General features: G+C 54.7%; 19 protein-coding genes. 14 read left to right on the plus strand and 5 right to left on the minus strand.

The genetic code is table 11. The features are described 5' to 3' along the window. Nucleotides 1-225 precede the first annotated feature (225 nt). Together sbmA and RT120_RS14825 are read left to right on the plus strand one after the other, a co-directional pair. Nucleotides 226-1440: a peptide antibiotic transporter SbmA gene (gene sbmA / locus RT120_RS14820; protein ID WP_312983705.1), complete on the plus strand. Its 1215-nt coding sequence runs from the start codon at nucleotides 226-228 to the stop codon at nucleotides 1438-1440. 19 nt (nucleotides 1441-1459) lie between these two features. Continuing rightward, the gene (locus RT120_RS14825; protein ID WP_312983707.1) at nucleotides 1460-2545 is read left to right on the plus strand and encodes a DUF1615 domain-containing protein; all 1086 of its coding nucleotides are present in this window, start codon (nucleotides 1460-1462) and stop codon (nucleotides 2543-2545) included. 2 nt (nucleotides 2546-2547) lie between these two features. On the opposite strand, the gene RT120_RS14830 is transcribed toward RT120_RS14825, so the two are convergent. After that, complete coding sequence (locus RT120_RS14830) at nucleotides 2548-2865, minus strand: DUF2755 family protein (RefSeq protein WP_312983711.1); 318 nt, start codon at nucleotides 2863-2865, stop codon at nucleotides 2548-2550. 284 nt (nucleotides 2866-3149) lie between these two features. Here RT120_RS14830 and RT120_RS14835 point away from each other — a divergent pair, with 284 nt between their 5' ends. Further along, entirely contained in the window at nucleotides 3150-3365 is a 216-nt protein-coding gene (locus RT120_RS14835; RefSeq protein WP_312983713.1) for a DUF2754 domain-containing protein, read from the plus strand. A 3-nt stretch (nucleotides 3366-3368) separates the two neighbouring features. On the opposite strand, the gene ddlA is transcribed toward RT120_RS14835, so the two are convergent. Next, nucleotides 3369-4469: a D-alanine--D-alanine ligase gene (ddlA, locus tag RT120_RS14840; protein WP_312983716.1), complete on the minus strand. Its 1101-nt coding sequence runs from the start codon at nucleotides 4467-4469 to the stop codon at nucleotides 3369-3371. Nucleotides 4470-4598: 129 nt separating this feature from the next. Here ddlA and RT120_RS14845 point away from each other — a divergent pair, with 129 nt between their 5' ends. The 5 genes from RT120_RS14845 (at nucleotide 4599) to adrA (ending at nucleotide 9085) form a co-directional block, all read left to right on the plus strand. Next, nucleotides 4599-5297 (plus strand): extensin family protein, encoded by a 699-nt coding sequence (locus RT120_RS14845; RefSeq protein WP_312983718.1) that lies wholly within the window; start codon nucleotides 4599-4601, stop codon nucleotides 5295-5297. Nucleotides 5298-5465: 168 nt separating this feature from the next. Next, a complete protein-coding gene (locus tag RT120_RS14850; protein ID WP_312983720.1) occupies nucleotides 5466-6668 on the plus strand; it encodes a multidrug efflux MFS transporter in 1203 nt (400 codons plus the stop codon). Nucleotides 6669-6896: 228 nt separating this feature from the next. Next, nucleotides 6897-7157 (plus strand): anti-adapter protein IraP, encoded by a 261-nt coding sequence (gene iraP / locus RT120_RS14855; RefSeq protein ID WP_312983722.1) that lies wholly within the window; start codon nucleotides 6897-6899, stop codon nucleotides 7155-7157. Between the two features lie 389 nt (nucleotides 7158-7546). After that, the gene (psiF, locus tag RT120_RS14860) at nucleotides 7547-7867 is read left to right on the plus strand and encodes a phosphate starvation-inducible protein PsiF (protein ID WP_312983724.1); all 321 of its coding nucleotides are present in this window, start codon (nucleotides 7547-7549) and stop codon (nucleotides 7865-7867) included. 108 nt (nucleotides 7868-7975) lie between these two features. Further along, nucleotides 7976-9085, plus strand: coding sequence for a diguanylate cyclase AdrA (gene adrA / locus RT120_RS14865; RefSeq protein ID WP_312983727.1), 1110 nt, complete (start codon nucleotides 7976-7978; stop codon nucleotides 9083-9085). 31 nt (nucleotides 9086-9116) lie between these two features. On the opposite strand, the gene proC is transcribed toward adrA, so the two are convergent. Further along, nucleotides 9117-9926, minus strand: coding sequence for a pyrroline-5-carboxylate reductase (gene proC, locus RT120_RS14870; RefSeq protein ID WP_312983729.1), 810 nt, complete (start codon nucleotides 9924-9926; stop codon nucleotides 9117-9119). Nucleotides 9927-10101: 175 nt separating this feature from the next. On the opposite strand from proC, the gene RT120_RS14875 reads away from it, so the two are divergent. After that, on the plus strand, nucleotides 10102-10557 hold the full coding sequence (locus tag RT120_RS14875; RefSeq protein WP_312983731.1) for a YaiI/YqxD family protein: 456 nt from the start codon (nucleotides 10102-10104) through the stop codon (nucleotides 10555-10557). Here the strand turns inward: RT120_RS14875 and RT120_RS14880 are convergent. Continuing rightward, nucleotides 10554-11291: a DUF2076 domain-containing protein gene (locus tag RT120_RS14880; RefSeq protein ID WP_312983733.1), complete on the minus strand. Its 738-nt coding sequence runs from the start codon at nucleotides 11289-11291 to the stop codon at nucleotides 10554-10556. The genes RT120_RS14875 and RT120_RS14880 overlap by 4 nt on opposite strands. 358 nt (nucleotides 11292-11649) lie before the next feature. Here RT120_RS14880 and aroL point away from each other — a divergent pair, with 358 nt between their 5' ends. The 4 genes from aroL (at nucleotide 11650) to ppnP (ending at nucleotide 13745) form a co-directional block, all read left to right on the plus strand. Continuing rightward, nucleotides 11650-12174 (plus strand): shikimate kinase AroL, encoded by a 525-nt coding sequence (aroL, locus tag RT120_RS14885; protein WP_312983734.1) that lies wholly within the window; start codon nucleotides 11650-11652, stop codon nucleotides 12172-12174. A 46-nt stretch (nucleotides 12175-12220) separates the two neighbouring features. Beyond that, nucleotides 12221-12412: a protein YaiA gene (gene yaiA / locus RT120_RS14890; RefSeq protein ID WP_312983736.1), complete on the plus strand. Its 192-nt coding sequence runs from the start codon at nucleotides 12221-12223 to the stop codon at nucleotides 12410-12412. A gap of 257 nt (nucleotides 12413-12669) precedes the next feature. Next, entirely contained in the window at nucleotides 12670-13347 is a 678-nt protein-coding gene (locus RT120_RS14895) for an AroM family protein (RefSeq protein ID WP_312983737.1), read from the plus strand. A 113-nt stretch (nucleotides 13348-13460) separates the two neighbouring features. After that, nucleotides 13461-13745 (plus strand): pyrimidine/purine nucleoside phosphorylase, encoded by a 285-nt coding sequence (ppnP, locus tag RT120_RS14900; protein WP_312983738.1) that lies wholly within the window; start codon nucleotides 13461-13463, stop codon nucleotides 13743-13745. Nucleotides 13746-13777: 32 nt separating this feature from the next. Here ppnP and rdgC read toward each other — a convergent pair whose 3' ends face one another. Then, nucleotides 13778-14689, minus strand: a complete 912-nt coding sequence (rdgC, locus tag RT120_RS14905; protein ID WP_312983742.1) for a recombination-associated protein RdgC — start codon at nucleotides 14687-14689, stop codon at nucleotides 13778-13780. A gap of 125 nt (nucleotides 14690-14814) precedes the next feature. Between rdgC and mak the strand changes: the two genes are divergently transcribed. Next, on the plus strand, nucleotides 14815-15720 hold the full coding sequence (gene mak / locus RT120_RS14910; RefSeq protein WP_312983739.1) for a fructokinase: 906 nt from the start codon (nucleotides 14815-14817) through the stop codon (nucleotides 15718-15720). Nucleotides 15721-15953: the final 233 nt, after the last annotated feature.

Consider the following 15953-nt stretch of genomic DNA (forward strand, 5'->3'; position numbering starts at 1 on the left):
CACAGTGCAAGCTGTTAAAAAGCAGGGAATACGCTACGTTTTTACCGTTGCGTACGCAACGGAACAGATTGTTACCCAATAGGCCCGGAACTAACCAGGCCGCGTTGTGTCTGATTGTCGCTGCCCCTGAGGCAAATTTTTGGGTTGTGATTCAACCCTGAACTGGATGTAAAAACGTTACGCGCAGCAATCGCGATAACAACAAGAATGAGCAGGAGTGAAGTGATGTTTAAATCGTTCTTTCCCAGGCCGACCGCCTTTTTTCTGTCGGCGTTTATTTGGGCGATGATCGCCGTGATTTTCTGGCAGGCGGGCGGAGCCGAATGGGCCGGCAGGCTGGTGGGTGCAAGTAAAGAGGTGCCGATTAGCGCCGCGCGTTTCTGGTCGCTCAGCTATCTAACTTTTTACGCTTACTACGCCCTCTGCGTGGGCCTGTTCGCCCTGTTCTGGTTTATCCGCAGCCCGCATCGCTGGCAGTACTGGTCGATTCTCGGTTCTGCACTGATTATTTTCGTCACCTGGTTTCTGGTGGAAGTGGGCGTGGCGGTCAACGCCTGGTATGCGCCGTTCTACGATCTGATCCAGACCGCGCTCAGCTCGCCGCATAAAGTGTCTATCAATCAGTTCTACAACGAAGTGGGCGTATTTTTAGGTATCGCCCTGATCGCGGTGGTGGTGAGCGTGCTGAATAACTTTTTCATCAGCCACTACGTGTTCCGCTGGCGTACCGCGATGAACGAATACTATATGACGCACTGGCAGCGCCTGCGCCATATCGAAGGGGCCGCGCAGCGTGTGCAGGAAGACACCATGCGCTTTGCCTCTACGCTTGAAAGCATGGGCGTCAGCTTTATTAACGCCATTATGACGTTAATCGCCTTTCTGCCGGTGCTGGTGGCCCTGTCCCCGCACGTGAAAGAGCTGCCGATTATCGGTTATGTGCCCTATGGACTGGTGGTTGCCGCGATTATCTGGTCGCTGATGGGCACCGGTTTGCTGGCGGTGGTGGGGATCAAACTGCCGGGGCTGGAATTTAAAAACCAGCGTGTAGAAGCCGCGTACCGTAAAGAACTGGTTTACGGCGAAGATGACGCCAACCGCGCCACACCGCCGACGGTGTGGGAACTGTTTGGTGCGGTGCGTCGCAACTATTTCCGTCTGTACTTCCACTATATGTATTTCAACATCGCCCGCATTTTGTATTTGCAGGTCGATAACGTATTCGGGTTGTTCCTGCTGTTTCCGTCGATTGTCGCGGGTACTATTACCCTCGGCCTGATGACCCAAATCACCAACGTATTCGGCCAGGTACGCGGGGCGTTCCAGTACTTGATTAGCTCCTGGACCACGCTGGTAGAATTGATGTCTATCTATAAGCGTCTGCGCAGTTTCGAGCGTGAGCTGGATACGCCAGCGCAGGAGATGGCCGAAGCGAATTAACCCCCTACACGGAGCGCGAATGCGACTGCAAAACGGAAAACACCTAAGCCTGCTGGCGCTGTTGGTGCTGGCAGGCTGCGCCAGCGAACCCACGCCGGAGAAACCCTCCGGCCCCACGGTGGACGTGGCGCAAACGGTGAAGCGTAAAATGCCTGCCAGCGTAAAAGATCGCGACGGCTGGGCGAAGGAAATCGCCACGGCATTCGACAGCCAGAAAATCGCACCTACCGAAGAGAACGTCTGTTCGGTGCTGGCAGTGGCCGAGCAGGAGGCCAACTATCAGGCCGACCCGATGGTGCCAGGCTTAAGTAAAATTGCCTGGAAAGAGATTGAACGCCGCGCCGACCGGGTGCACGTGCCGATGTTCCTGGTGCGCACTGCGCTGATGATCACATCGCCCAACGGCAAGAGCTACAGCGAGCGGCTCGATAAAGTGACCACCGAGAAACAGCTTAGCGCCATTTTCGATGACTTTATCGGCATGGTTCCCATGGGCCAGACGCTGTTCGGCAATTTAAACCCGGTGCATACCGGCGGCCCGATGCAGGTCAGCATTGCCTTCGCCGAAGCCCACACTCGGGGTTATCCGTGGAAGATGGACGGCACGGTGCGCCAGGAAGTGTTTAGCCGACGCGGCGGTTTGTGGTTTGGGATTTACCATCTGCTGAACTATCCGGCCAATTACACCCAACCGCTGTACCGCTACGCCGACTTTAACGCGGGCTGGTACGCCAGCCGGAACGCGGCATTTCAGTATGCAGTCAGTAAAGCCAGCGGCGTGAAGCTGGCGCTGGACGGCGACTTAATTCGTTACGACAGCGACGAGGCCGGCAACACCGAGCTGGCGGTGCGCAAACTGAAAACCGGTCTTAGCGACAGCGACATTCATCGCGCACTGAAGAAAGGCGATGGGTTAGATTTCGAGCAGACGGCGTTGTACAAGAAAGTGTATGAGTTGGCGGAGAAGAAAACCGGTAAACCGCTGGCGCGTGAAATGCTGCCGGGTATCCAGCTTGAGAGCCCGAAAATCACCCGCAATCTCACCACGGCGTGGTTTGCAAAGCGGGTTGACGATCGTCGGGCTCGCTGTATGAACAAATCGTAAGGTTAATAGCGTCGTTGTTGAAAGCGTAGCCACAGGCTAATCGCCGCCGCGATCAGGCAGCCCACTAAAAAGGGCACCAGTCCAAAGATCGTGCCGACCAGCATTCCTATCTCGATGTGCGGTCGGCCGCTCTCCTTCACATCAAGTTGCATCAAGTGCTCAAACACACCGGGTGCATTCACCAACATGTTCAGAATCTGCGATCCGACCCAGAAGCAGAACAGGACAAAAACCGCGTACGCGATGTTGCCGAGCGTGGTCGACGGCTCGCGCTTTTTCCCTGCGATGATGGTGGACTTCGACAAAGTAAACTCTGCCATAATGACCTCCCGGAAACGCATAAAACCCAGGCATTTCGCCTGATGACTCATAGGCGAGTCTGACAGTTGATTGCAAATGTCAATATCGGATTTCTGGTAAATTCGTGTCCAGATTACTCCTGGATGTCAGAAGTATGTCTGTAGTCACATTTTTGTAACTTTTGTGAATCGCGATTAACATCATGCTTTTGGCGTATTTGTCACGGCGTGTAAAGGCGCGCGCCACGCCGCAGACAGCCTGAAAGCGATATGCGATGATGCCGTTTTTCTTCTCTGGAGCGACCATGAATCTGCCCACAAAAATTCGCCGCGACTGGCACTACTATGCCGTGGCTATTGGCCTGATTTTTATCATGAATGGCGTCGTCGGCCTGCTGGGCTTTGAAGCCAAAGGCTGGCAAACCTATGCGGTGGGACTGGTGACCTGGGTAATCAGCTTCTGGCTGGCGGGGTTGGTGATTCGCCGTCGCCCGGAAGAGCCGGACGCGGCGAAAGAGTAACGATTACAGCGTAATGGTGCTCTTCAGGGCGCTATCCTGGGCGTGGCGCTCCAGCGCCAGCTCAATCAGTTGAGTAATCAACTGCTGATAACTAATACCGCTGGCCTGCCACAGCTTCGGGTACATGCTGATATTGGTAAAGCCGGGCAGGGTGTTGATCTCATTAATAATCACCTGGTTATCCGGCGTCAGGAACACGTCTACCCGCGCCATGCCGCTGCACTCTAGCGTCTGGTACGCCTGGACCGCAATGGCGCGAATTTTATCGTTGATATCGGCAGGGATCGCCGCAGGCACGTGCACCCGCGCAGCGTTGCCGTCAATGTATTTGGTGTCGTACGAGTAGAACGCGCTGTTGACGACGATCTCACCGCAGGTGCTGGCCTCGGGACGATCGTTACCCAGCACGGCGCACTCGATCTCCCGGCCCACGATCCCGGTTTCAACCACCACTTTATGATCGAATTCAAACGCCAGATCCACCGCCGCCCGGTATTCCGCCTCGTTGGTCACTTTGCTCACACCGACCGATGAACCCTGGTTTGCGGGCTTAATAAACATCGGTACGCCCAGATTAGTTACAACATACTCAAAGTCATACTGCGAGCGATTGGCGCGAGTCAGGGTGATAAAAGGCGCAACGGACAGGCCGGCATCGCGCAGTAAACGCTTGGCAACATCTTTATCCATGCTGACGGCGGAGCCCAGCACGCCGGAGCCGACAAAGGGCAAATTAGCGACGCGCAATAATCCTTGCAGGCAGCCGTCTTCGCCGAGGGGACCGTGAACGATAGGGAAAATCACATCCACCTGCGGCAGCATTTCATGGCTATGGGTTTCGATAAGCTGCTGCGCGGTCTGGCCGGGGATCAGCGCCAGGGTTTTCTCAGAGCGGTTAAGTGCAATATGCGCGGGATCGTCGGCGTTGAGCAGGTATCCGCTGGCGTCATTCAGATGCCATTCGCCCTGCTTATCAATGCCTATCAGCACCACATCAAACTTTTCTTTATCAATGGCGTCGACGATATTTTTCGCTGATTGAAGTGATACCTCGTGTTCAGAGGATTTGCCGCCGAACACAATCCCTACCCGCAGTTTTGCCATTTCTTTGTCCATCTCATAAAAACGAAAACACACAACATAGCACGCTCAATCCGGCTATTCATGCTCAATCGTAGGAGGGATGTGGGCAGCAGCCGCTATACTGGTAATTCACTGGAATGGAGGGCGTGGATGGCGACGACGGGCGGAATGGTGACTGGGCTTTTACTCACTGCGCTGGCGGGGTGGAGCCTTTATGAGTATTTGCCGCCACAGTACAACCCCTTCGCACCGCTTTCCCCCAGCGACCCGCCCACTGTGGTAACCCGTTATAAGCTGCGTCAGTTAGCCAACGATCCGGCGGCCTGTATGGCAGTGCTCAGGCAAGCCAGCGAGCAGGGGATGATCCAGTTTCGGGAACAATCCAGCACGACCGGTAACTGCCCGCTGGATTCCCCGGTACGCGTCACCCGTTTTGGCGAGGTGCAGCTTAGCAGCGGCTTTCTCGCCAGTTGCCCGCTGGCGCTGAGTTCGGCGATGTACGTTCAGCAGCGCGCGGTGCCATTGGCGCAGCAGATCATGGGCAGCCCGCTGCGGCGCATCGATCATCTTGGCAGCTTTGCCTGCCGCAATATCTACAATCGCGAACAGGCGCGGCGCAGTGAGCATGCGACGGCGGACGCGCTGGACATCAGCGGGTTTCGCTTTGCCAACGGCCAGCAAATCACGGTACGCAAAGGATGGAATGAAAGCGGGCCGCACGGCGAAGTGGTGCGTGAGCTGTTCAGCCACAGCTGCGCGTATTACGGAAATTCCCTCGGGCCAAACTATAACGCCGCCCATGCCGATCATTTCCATTTAGGCATGCGCGGATTCGGGATTTGTCGTTAAAGAATAATCCCCGGCATGCAGACGGTTATTTCGTGATGCGTGTCACGTTTGTTGGCTTTTGTGTGATAAATCACTAAATTTCACCGCACCGCATGGATCGCAAGAAGTCGCAGACCGACTCTTGCTACCCTGCCATAAGATCTTCACATCTTATTGAAAACGCGCCTTATGGAATCCTGGAAAGTTAATCTTATCTCTGTCTGGTTCGGCTGCTTTTTTACCGGGTTGGCCATCAGCCAGATTTTACCTTTTTTGCCGCTGTACGTGGCGCAGCTTGGCGTGAGCTCTCATGAAGCGCTGTCGATGTGGTCAGGGCTGACCTTTAGCGTCACGTTTCTGGTTTCCGCTATCGTCTCGCCGATGTGGGGCAGCCTGGCGGACCGCAAAGGCCGCAAATTGATGCTGCTGCGCGCGTCGCTGGGCATGGCGGTGGCGATCCTGTTGCAGGCGTTTGCCACCAACGTCTGGCAGTTGTTCTTTTTACGCGCCCTGATGGGCCTGACATCCGGCTACATTCCTAACGCGATGGCGCTGGTGGCGTCCCAGGTGCCACGCGAACGCAGCGGTTGGGCGCTGAGTACGCTTTCCACCGCCCAAATCAGCGGCGTGATCGCCGGGCCGCTAATGGGCGGTTTTCTGGCAGACTGGGTCGGTTTGCATTGGGTATTTTTAATCACCGCCGGGTTATTGATGGTCAGTTTTGTCGTCACGCTGTTCTTTATTAAAGAGGGCGTACGGACGGTTGTAACCAAAGATCAGCGCCTGAGCGGCAAAGCGGTGTTTGCCTCGTTACCTTATCCGGGTCTTATCGTCAGTCTGTTTGTCACTACCCTGGTGATCCAATTATGTAACGGCTCAGTCGGCCCGATTCTGGCGCTGTTTATCCAGTCGTTAGCCCCGGACAGCAATAACATCGCGTTTTTAAGCGGCCTGATTGCCGCCGTGCCCGGTGTTTCGGCGCTAATGAGCGCGCCGCGTCTTGGCAAACTGGGCGATCGTATCGGCACCGCGCGCATCTTAATGGCCACGCTGATTGTCGCCGTGGTGCTGTTTTTCGCCATGTCGTTTGTTACCAACCCGGTGCAACTCGGCATTCTGCGTTTTCTGCTGGGTTTTGCGGATGGTGCCATGCTGCCAGCGGTACAAACGCTGCTCCTGAAATATTCCAGTGACCAGATCACCGGGCGTATTTTCGGGTACAACCAGTCGTTTATGTATCTTGGCAACGTTGTCGGGCCGTTGATGGGCGCAGGCGTCAGCGCCGCTGCGGGCTTTCGGTGGGTATTTATCGCCACAGCAGTGGTTGTACTGATAAATATCGTCCAGCTTGCGGTTGCACTTAATCGCACCGCCGGGAAAAGACGTGGATAAGGTGATGATATATCATATGCAAACAGAGCAAGGGCCAGAGATTAATAATGGTTGGCGAAGGGTTTAATCGTCCTCTGCAATCCTATATATTCAGTGAAACGTTTCGCTGAATATATTATTCGTGGTTTCACATAAATACGATAAAATCGGCAAAATACTACTTTTCCCCCCTATCAAAAATGGGGAGGGGATGTTAACGTTATTTGACTTTTTAAAGGGATAATCTTCATGAAAAACTTAATTGCTGAACTATTAGTGACACTGGCTGATAAAGAGCAGGAGTCAAAAGCGTTAGTGGCTCAGGTTGAAGCGTTGGAGATTGTGGTGACAGCGCTGTTGCGTCGCATGGAGCCCAGCGAGCAAGAGGCGCTTATCAACAGCATCGACGGTGCAATGGATGGTGCGCGTGTAAAGTCTGAGGTCTCTGTAGAGGATTCGGAGCTCCTACAGCAGTACCTGAAAAAGCTCCTTAAGCATCCACGATCCTGAGGTGTATGTTCAAATGCCTGTTATTTTTGAGCCTTAAGCGAAATTATTCACTGCACCCCTCTCTCTGTTATCGTAATGCCATGATGTAGCCGGGAAATAAAAAGCCTTTTTATTTTCCGGCTACATCATGGTGCGCTTATTTTTTTATTTTAAATATAATTAACGATATTACTGTTTCGGTAATTGAAAGGCATTTTGCGTGGTCTGAAAATTGCGCCCCTGGATAATAAGCGAACGATCGGGCTTATTTCGCTTTGCTTATTTTTGGTAATGTGTAAAAAAAGACACACAAATTAGTGTTATCCCGGTGGCAATACTGAAACGCGCCAGTGGTTTTTCTCCTGCGCCAGGCCAGGCTTAAAACGCCTTATTTCAATTGGGATGGTGCTATGAAATCAACATTACTTTTCACAATCCTGGCAGGAATGTTAAGCAGTACGCCAGTCCATGCCGCCGAAAGAGCGTTAACCCCGCAACAGCAGCGAATGACCACCTGCAACCAGCAGGCGACATCGCAGGATCTCAAAGGCGACGCGCGAAAATCCTATATGAGCAATTGCCTGAAGAACAGCCAGTCTGCGCCGGGCGATAAAAGTTTGACGCCTCAGCAGCAAAAAATGAAAAGCTGTAATACCGAAGCGGGAAATAAATCCCTTAGCGGCGATGCGCGTAAAACCTTTATGAGTGAGTGTCTGAAAAAGGCCCGTTAATCATCCATTAGGGTGAGTTTCATTTAGGGCTCACCCTAAATTTCATACTCCGCGCCGTTGACCCGTTTCTATACTCTGGGAAATTTATCCAGTAAATCTCCTATACCAATGAATGATGAACAGACCTTCAGCAAATGGCGTCTCTGGGATATTTCGGCGCGCGAAAAGCCTCTTAACGACGATAAACACCGCAGCGGTTTACGCTTTGCCCGTCGTATCTGGTTGCCACGCACGGTAGGCCATTTTTGCAGTTTCATCATGTTTGCCGGGGTGCTGGTAGACCAGGCGCTGCCAGGATGGTGGTGGCTGGCGCTGGTGATGTACGCCTTTGTGTGGCCGCACCTGGCATTGCAAATTGCTGAACGCGCGTCGGACCCGATGTCGGCGGAGCGGCGCAACCTGATTATCGATACCCTGATGGCGGGCATCGGGATTGCCATCATGGGCGGCAATGCGCTTCCCTGCCTGCTGCTTACGATGATGGTCAACATGAACAATATCGGCGCATTCGGCGTGCGTTTTTTTGCCGCAGGGCTTGTGCTGCAAATGATGACGGCGCTGATGGCTATGCAGTTTATCGACGCGCCTTTTAACGTCACCACCACGCCACTGCAATTTTTCCTCAGTTTACCGACGCTGATTATCTATCCGGCGCTGTTTGCCTTTGTTTGCTATCGCACGGCGGTCAATCTGGCGGAGCATAAGCGGCGGCTACAACTGATCAGCACCCGCGACGGAATGACGGGGGTGTATAACCGCCGCCACTGGGAGCAATTGTTGAGCATTGAATATGAAAATGCGCTGCGCTATCGCCGCGCCTCAACGCTGCTGCTGATCGACATCGACCATTTTAAGCAAATTAATGATACTTACGGGCACGATGCCGGCGATAAAGCGATCATTGCCGTGACGCAGTATTTACAGTTAACGCTGCGGGTTAGCGATGTCATTGGGCGGTTTGGCGGCGATGAGTTCGCGGTGATCATGAGCGGGACGACCCCGGAAAGCGCCGTCGCCGCGATGGATCGCATCCACGAGCGTTTGCAAAACCTGAGAATTGATAATGCCGCGTCGCTGAAGGTGCAAATAAGTGTCGGCATCGCACCGTTCAATACTCATATGAAAGATTACCAGGCGTGGCTGAAAGCCGCAGACACCGCGCTTTATCAGGCCAAGAAGGCGGGACGTAACCGAACCGAAGTCTATACGGTCACATGAGCGCGCATCCGCGCTCATGTGACACGGCAAGTTAACCCTTACTCAGCGCCTCGGATTTCGCCATGCATGTTGTCATGGCTTCCATCACCGCCGCGCGCAGGCCTTTCTCTTCCAGCACTTTTACCGCTTCAATCGTGGTACCGCCCGGCGAGCACACCATATCCTTAAGTTCGCCGGGATGTTTCCCGGTTTCCAGCACCATTTTGGCCGAACCCATCACCGCCTGGGCGGCAAATTTATAGGCCTGGGCGCGCGGCATCCCGCCCAGTACGGCGGCGTCCGCCATCGCTTCGATAAACATAAAGACATAGGCGGGTGCGGAACCGCTCACGCCCACGACCGAGTGGATCATGTATTCCGGCACGTTTTCCGCCTGGCCGAAACTGCGGAACATGGCCAGCACCGCGTCGGTTTCTTCCGGTGACACCAGCGCGTTGGCGGTAATCGACGTCATCCCGGCATTCACCAGCGATGGCGTGTTAGGCATGGCGCGAATAATTTTGCGGTCATGGCCCAGCGCCACGGCGAGCTGATCGAGCGTGATCCCGGCGGCGATAGACACCACCAGCGAGTCTTTATTGAGACTGGACGCAATATCGCCCATCACTTTCAACATGATGTTGGGCTTCACCGCGCCAAATACGATATCCGCCGCCTGGGCGACTTCCTGTGCGCTTTGCGCGCCGTTGATGCCATATTCGCTCTGCAACGCGGCGACATTATCGGCTGAAGGGGTATAGACCCAGATATTGCTGGCGGGTACATCGCCGCTGGCGATCAGGCCGCCGAGAATGGCTTTCCCCATATTTCCACAGCCAATAAAACCGATCTTCTTATCCATTTTATCCCTCCATCATGGTTATTTTACGTTGTGCATGGCCTCTAGCTTAACGCGCCTTTTACCGTTTTCGCTATGGCGGCGGCTTTATCCGGTCGTTAAAAGTCACCATACTTTTACCCAAAGCGGGTAGAATCCGCGTTTTAATTGTCACGCCGCAGGCGGATCTGGAGTCAAAATGTCGATATGGGTAGATGCCGATGCGTGTCCGAACGTGATTAAAGAAGTGCTGTGGCGCGCGGCGGATCGCTGCCAGGTGATGGTGACAATGGTGGCGAACCAGAATCTGCGTGTGCCGCCGTCGAAATTTGTCCGCGCCTGGCGGGTAGAGGCCGGGTTTGACGTGGCGGATAACGAAATTGTACGCCACTGCCAGCCAGGAGATTTGGTGATCACCGCCGATATCCCGCTGGCGGCGGAAGTGATTGCCAAAGGCGCGCATGCGTTAAATCCGCGTGGCGAACGCTACACCGAGGCCACCATTCGCGAGCGCTTAACCATGCGCGATTTTATGGATACGCTGCGAGCCAGCGGCATCCAGACTGGCGGGCCGTCAACCCTTAGCCCGCGCGACAGGCAACAGTTCGCCGCCGAGCTGGATAAGTGGTTACTGGCCCGCGCCCGTCGCGTTTAAGTCCAGCTGTCGTCGTCACCGCCGAAATCGTTGCCGAAATCATCATCATTACCGAAGTCCGCATCGTCATTAGTGGCATAGTCGTTGACGTTGTCCTGGGGTAGCCCGGCGTCCTGGTTGAGAAACTGGCTGTCATCCGCTTCGTTATAATCTTCAACGGCGTTGATTGCGCCGGTATCCGTCGGCTGGGTCGGATCGTCAATGATATTCACGATCTCTTCCGGCTGGCTGTGGCTGAACATGCTGGTTAGCATATTCGCCATCATCACGCCGCCGGCCACGCCCACAGCCGTTTGCAGCGCGCCGCCCATAAAACCCTGGCCTCTCGGCGCGCCATAGCCCTGCGCACTGGCTGGCGGCGCGTTGTACTGGCCCGGCGCGGCGCGGGCGTATTGGTCGGCACCCGGGATGGGCTTGTCTACCGGGCGGGCAGGGGTATGATTACCGCCGCCGAACAGCCCGGCAAGAAAACCACCGCTGCTCTGTTTTTGCTCCGCTTCATGCTCGCGCTGCGCCAACTGGCCTTCCAGCGCCTGTAGCCGCTGGTTCAACTGTTTGATGGCGGCCTCCTGAATCAGGATGGTTTGCGCCATATAATAGGGTGCCTGCGGCTGTTGCTGGAGATGGTTGACGATACGCGCCTCGGCTTCAGCGTCGCGTGGGGCGCTCTGGCTTTCAGCCTGTTGCAGACGGCTAAACAGCCCATCGATCAGGCGTTGTTCTTCGGATTGCATGATTCATTTCTCCGTCATTATGCATCTGTAATAACTATAATCCTGATTTATCTCTCCGATCGCGTTACGGGATAAATCTGCAAAACAGGCCTGGTTCATAAAAGTGGAATCCAGATTGCGCATCAGGGGTTGTAATTGATAGTCAGTTTCAAGTAAGGTGTGCGCACCTTTCAGTGGTAGAAATTCTTTACATGCAACAGCCTTATTCCACATGGCTTGGCAGCGGTAAAAATCGCTACATTTCATTTTCGTAACTAAATTTTTACACCTTTCCTGTGTACTAGCTTGCTGGTATGATGACAATTCTAAACGTTAATGACGTCATCTCAACGGCTGAGATGCTGAGGACAATCCTTTCATGACTCAACCCCTTTTTCTGGTCGGGCCGCGCGGATGTGGCAAAACAACGGTGGGTCAGCGTTTAGCGACATCGCTGGGGTTTCATTTTGTCGATACCGACCGCTGGCTGTTAGAACAAAGCGGCGCGACGGTGGCGGAAATTGTGGAACAAGAAGGATGGCCGGGGTTTCGCGCCAGGGAAAGCCAGGCGTTGCAGGCGGTGACGCAGCCCGCCACGGTGGTTGCCACCGGTGGCGGCATGGTGTTGGCGGAGGTGAACCGTCTGTTTATGCGCAATCACGGCGCGGTGATCTATTTGCAGGTTCCGGCTGACACCCTGGCACAGCGCCTGCTGGCATCGCCGGAAGAAGAGCAGCGGCCCACGCTGACCGGCAAACCGATGGTCGAAGAAATCGAAGATGTGCTGGCTCAACGAGAAGCGCTGTACCAGGCGGCGGCGCATCATGTTATCGACGCCAGTCTGCCGGTTGACCTTATTATTGCGCGTATTCTTGAAGTGTTGCGTTTAGCTCGCGCGAGCTAGCGGTTGTCTATACTTAATACTTCGAATCCATTGATAAGGAAGTGTTATGGCATCCAGACCCCCGTATCCCCGAGAAGCACGCATTGTCACGATAGAGAAAGGCACCCCAGGGCAGACGGTGACCTGGTATCAGCTGCGGGCGGATCATCCGAAACCTGACGCATTGATTAGCGAGCATGACACGGAAGCCGAAGCGCTGGATGCGAAGCGGCGCTATGAAGATCCTGATAAAACGTGATGCCCTTCACAAGGGGGAGCGGCTGGCTCTCCCTTCCTTCATCCTTTCACTTCGCCAAATTCTGAATTTTCAATCGCCGGAACGGTTAAATTCCCGTTACTATTAAAACCTTACTTTAAGACCCGTCGCGACGAGGAGAAAATGCGCGGCAAGATTACCAGAAGCTGCCAGGGTTTATGGTTAATTTATCTCCAATAAATGCATGGCGCGGTAAGCAGTGCAGTATAAAAGCAAGAGATTAGACAGGCGGAATGAACATGAACCCTACGTTAGCGATACTCACGATTGGCGTTGTACCCGTCAGTGCCATTATGCCGTTACTGGCGGAGCAGGTCCCGGAAGAACAAATTAAGCATATGAGTTTAATGGGATCGCTCAGCAAAGAGGAGGCGCTGCAAGACTATGGCGTCGAGCCCGGCCATGAGGGCATGCTGACATTACTCAGCAATAAAGAAGTCGTGGAAGTGTCGCGTCAAAAAACCGAGCTGGCGTTGCAAAGCGCTATTGAAGTGCTGGAGAACCAGGGGTGTGACGTCATTCTGCTCATGAGCACTTACCGCTTCACCAAACTTCATGCCCGTAACGCGATCTTACTGGAGCCGCAGCGCATTATTCCGCCGCTGGTTGCTTCCATTGTCGATGGTCACCAGGTCGGCGTGATTGTGCCAATCCCGGAACTGCTGCCATTACAGGCTGAAAAATGGGCGATGCTGGAAAACCCGCCGCTTTATGCGCTGGCGAGCCCGGTATTCGGCACCGAGCAGGAGCTGCTGGATGCCGGACGGACGCTCATCGAGCAGGGCGCGGATGTGCTGATGCTGGATTGCCTTGGCTATTACCAGATTCACCGCGATCTGTTGCAGCAGGAGCTGGATGTGCCCGTGCTACTCTCCAACGTGCTGGTGGCCCATCTGGCCTCTGAACTGCTGGTTTAACACAATTTTGTGAGCTGAACTGGGCTTGCCTGAGATACCCGTCATTGTTAACGCTGCAAGTTACCTGAATTCGGGTATATTGGTTTTTCGACCATTTCTATAAGGGCCAGTCCATGCTTCAAAGTAATGAATACTTCTCCGGTAAAGTGAAATCCATCGGTTTTACCAGTAGCAGCACTGGCCGCGCCAGTGTCGGGGTGATGGCGGAAGGGGAATATACTTTCGGCACCGCCCAGCCTGAAGAAATGACGGTCGTCAGTGGCGCACTACGCGTGCTGCTGCCAGGGGACGTTGAGTGGAAAACTTACGGACCGGGCGACGTCTTTCATGTGCCTGGCCACAGCGAGTTCCACCTGCAAGTGGCGGAACCCACCTCTTATTTATGCCGCTATCTGTAATTTATTCACCCTCCTCGCGAGGGTGAATGCTGTTAGCGTTGGGCTTCGCCGCCCAACCCTTCCACCAGGCTCTTAATCAGGGCCGCCAGTTCGCCGGTCATCAGAATAAAATCGGCATCGAAACGCTGAGCCACGTCTTCACGGTCGATATCTTCATTCTGATCGCGCAGTTCGTCGGCAAACTTCAGGCGCTTGATCGAACCGTCTTCGCACATCATAAACTGGATGCGCTGCTGCCAGTCGAGCGCCAGTTTGGTCACCACTTTGCCCGCCTCGATATGCACGGCGATTTCGTCGCTTACCAACTCCTGCTGCTTACAGCGGATTACGCCGCCGTCTTCCAGCATGGCTTTCAGCTCGGCTTCGTCCATCAACTGGAAACCCTGCGCGGCGCTGCCGCTGCGCACCCATTCGGTCAGGGTCAGTTCCGGCGGCGTTTCCAGGGTTAGCGGCACCACCGGCAGCGAACCCAGGCTTTTACGCAGCAGCGCCAGGGTATCTTCGGCTTTTTTGGCGCTGGCGCAGTCGACCATAATCAATCCGTTAACGGTATCGATCCACATCATGGTCTGGTTAAAACGGCTGAAGGCGCGCGGCAGTAAGGAGTGCAATACTTCATCTTTCAGCGAATCTTTTTCGGTCTTTTTCAGCTTGCGTCCCTGGTCTGCTTCCAGTTTGGCGATTTTCGCTTCCAGCGCCTGTTTGATCACCGGCGCAGGCAGGATTTTTTCCTCTTTGCGGGCGCAGATAACAATTTGACCGTTCGCAGTATGCGTCAGCGCATCACTCTGTGAGCCCATCGGTGGCACCCAACCGGTTTTCGCCATATCCTGGCTGCCACAGGGAGTAAAGGAAAAAGCCGCCAGCTGTTTTTCCATTTCTTCGGCTCGCAGCGAGATGTCGCGGCTAACGCGATAAACCATTAAATTTTTGAACCACAGCATGATATTTTCCACGGTCTGGTAGTTAAACGCAGCGGGCATGATAACCAAACCGCCGCTCAGTTTCATGGCCTTTGAGAGAAAGGCCTGCAACCGTCACGCTGATCTGCATAAATAAGGGGCTTCTTGTGCGTATTGGGATTGATTTAGGTGGTACGAAAACTGAAGTGATCGCGCTGTCTGACGACGGCCAGCAATTGTACCGTCATCGGCTGCCCACGCCGCGTGACGATTACGCGCAAACTATCGAAACTATAGCTGAACTGGTGCGCCTGGCGGAAGAGGCCACCGGCGAGCGCGGCACTGTGGGGATGGGTATCCCCGGCTCGATTTCGCCCTATACCGGTGTGGTCAAGAATGCCAACTCAACCTGGCTTAACGGTAAGCCGTTCGATAGCGATCTCAGCGCCCGACTGGGGCGTGAAGTGCGCCTGGCGAATGACGCTAACTGCCTGGCGGTGTCCGAAGCGGTGGACGGCGCGGCGGCAGGAGCACAAACGGTGTTTGCGGTGATTATCGGCACCGGCTGCGGGTCCGGGATTGCGTTAGGCGGCCGCAGCCATATTGGCGGCAACGGCACGGCGGGCGAGTGGGGCCATAATCCGCTGCCGTGGATGGACGCGGACGAGTTGCGCTATCGCGAAGAAGTGCCGTGTTATTGCGGTAAGCAAGGGTGTATCGAGACGTTTATTTCCGGCACCGGTTTCGCCACCGATTACCGTCGGTTAAGCGGGCATCCCCATAAAGGCAGCGAGATTATCCGGCTGGTTGAACAGCAGGATCCGGTGGCTGAACTGGCGCTCAGCCGTTACGAGATGCGGCTCGCCAAATCGTTGGCCCACGTGGTGAATATTCTCGATCCTGATGTGATTGTGCTTGGCGGCGGGATGAGCAATGTGGATCGGCTGTATCAGACGGTGCCGCAGTTGATTAAGCCGTGGGTGTTTGGTGGGGAATGCGAGACGCCGATATTGAAGGCGAAGCACGGGGATTCGAGTGGGGTACGCGGGGCGGCGTGGTTGTGGCCTCAGTAGTGGGCTAGCTCTGGGGTGGAATGTTTCGTTCGCTCTAAGGGTTTATTTATAGGGTGGAATGTTTCGTTCGCTCAAACTATGTTCATTCATGCGACACCGGTGTACGCGAACGAGTCGGGGACGCTCGCCGCCGCGTCCCCGACACCCCGGGCTCCCGGCCAACAAAATCGGCGGCTTTGCCGCTGCCCTCGGCTCCATCTCCTCGCTTCAGGTCGGTCGTGATGCTACATCCT

It is taken from the genome of Atlantibacter sp., from assembly GCF_032062175.1.
Classification (GTDB): domain Bacteria; phylum Pseudomonadota; class Gammaproteobacteria; order Enterobacterales; family Enterobacteriaceae; genus Atlantibacter.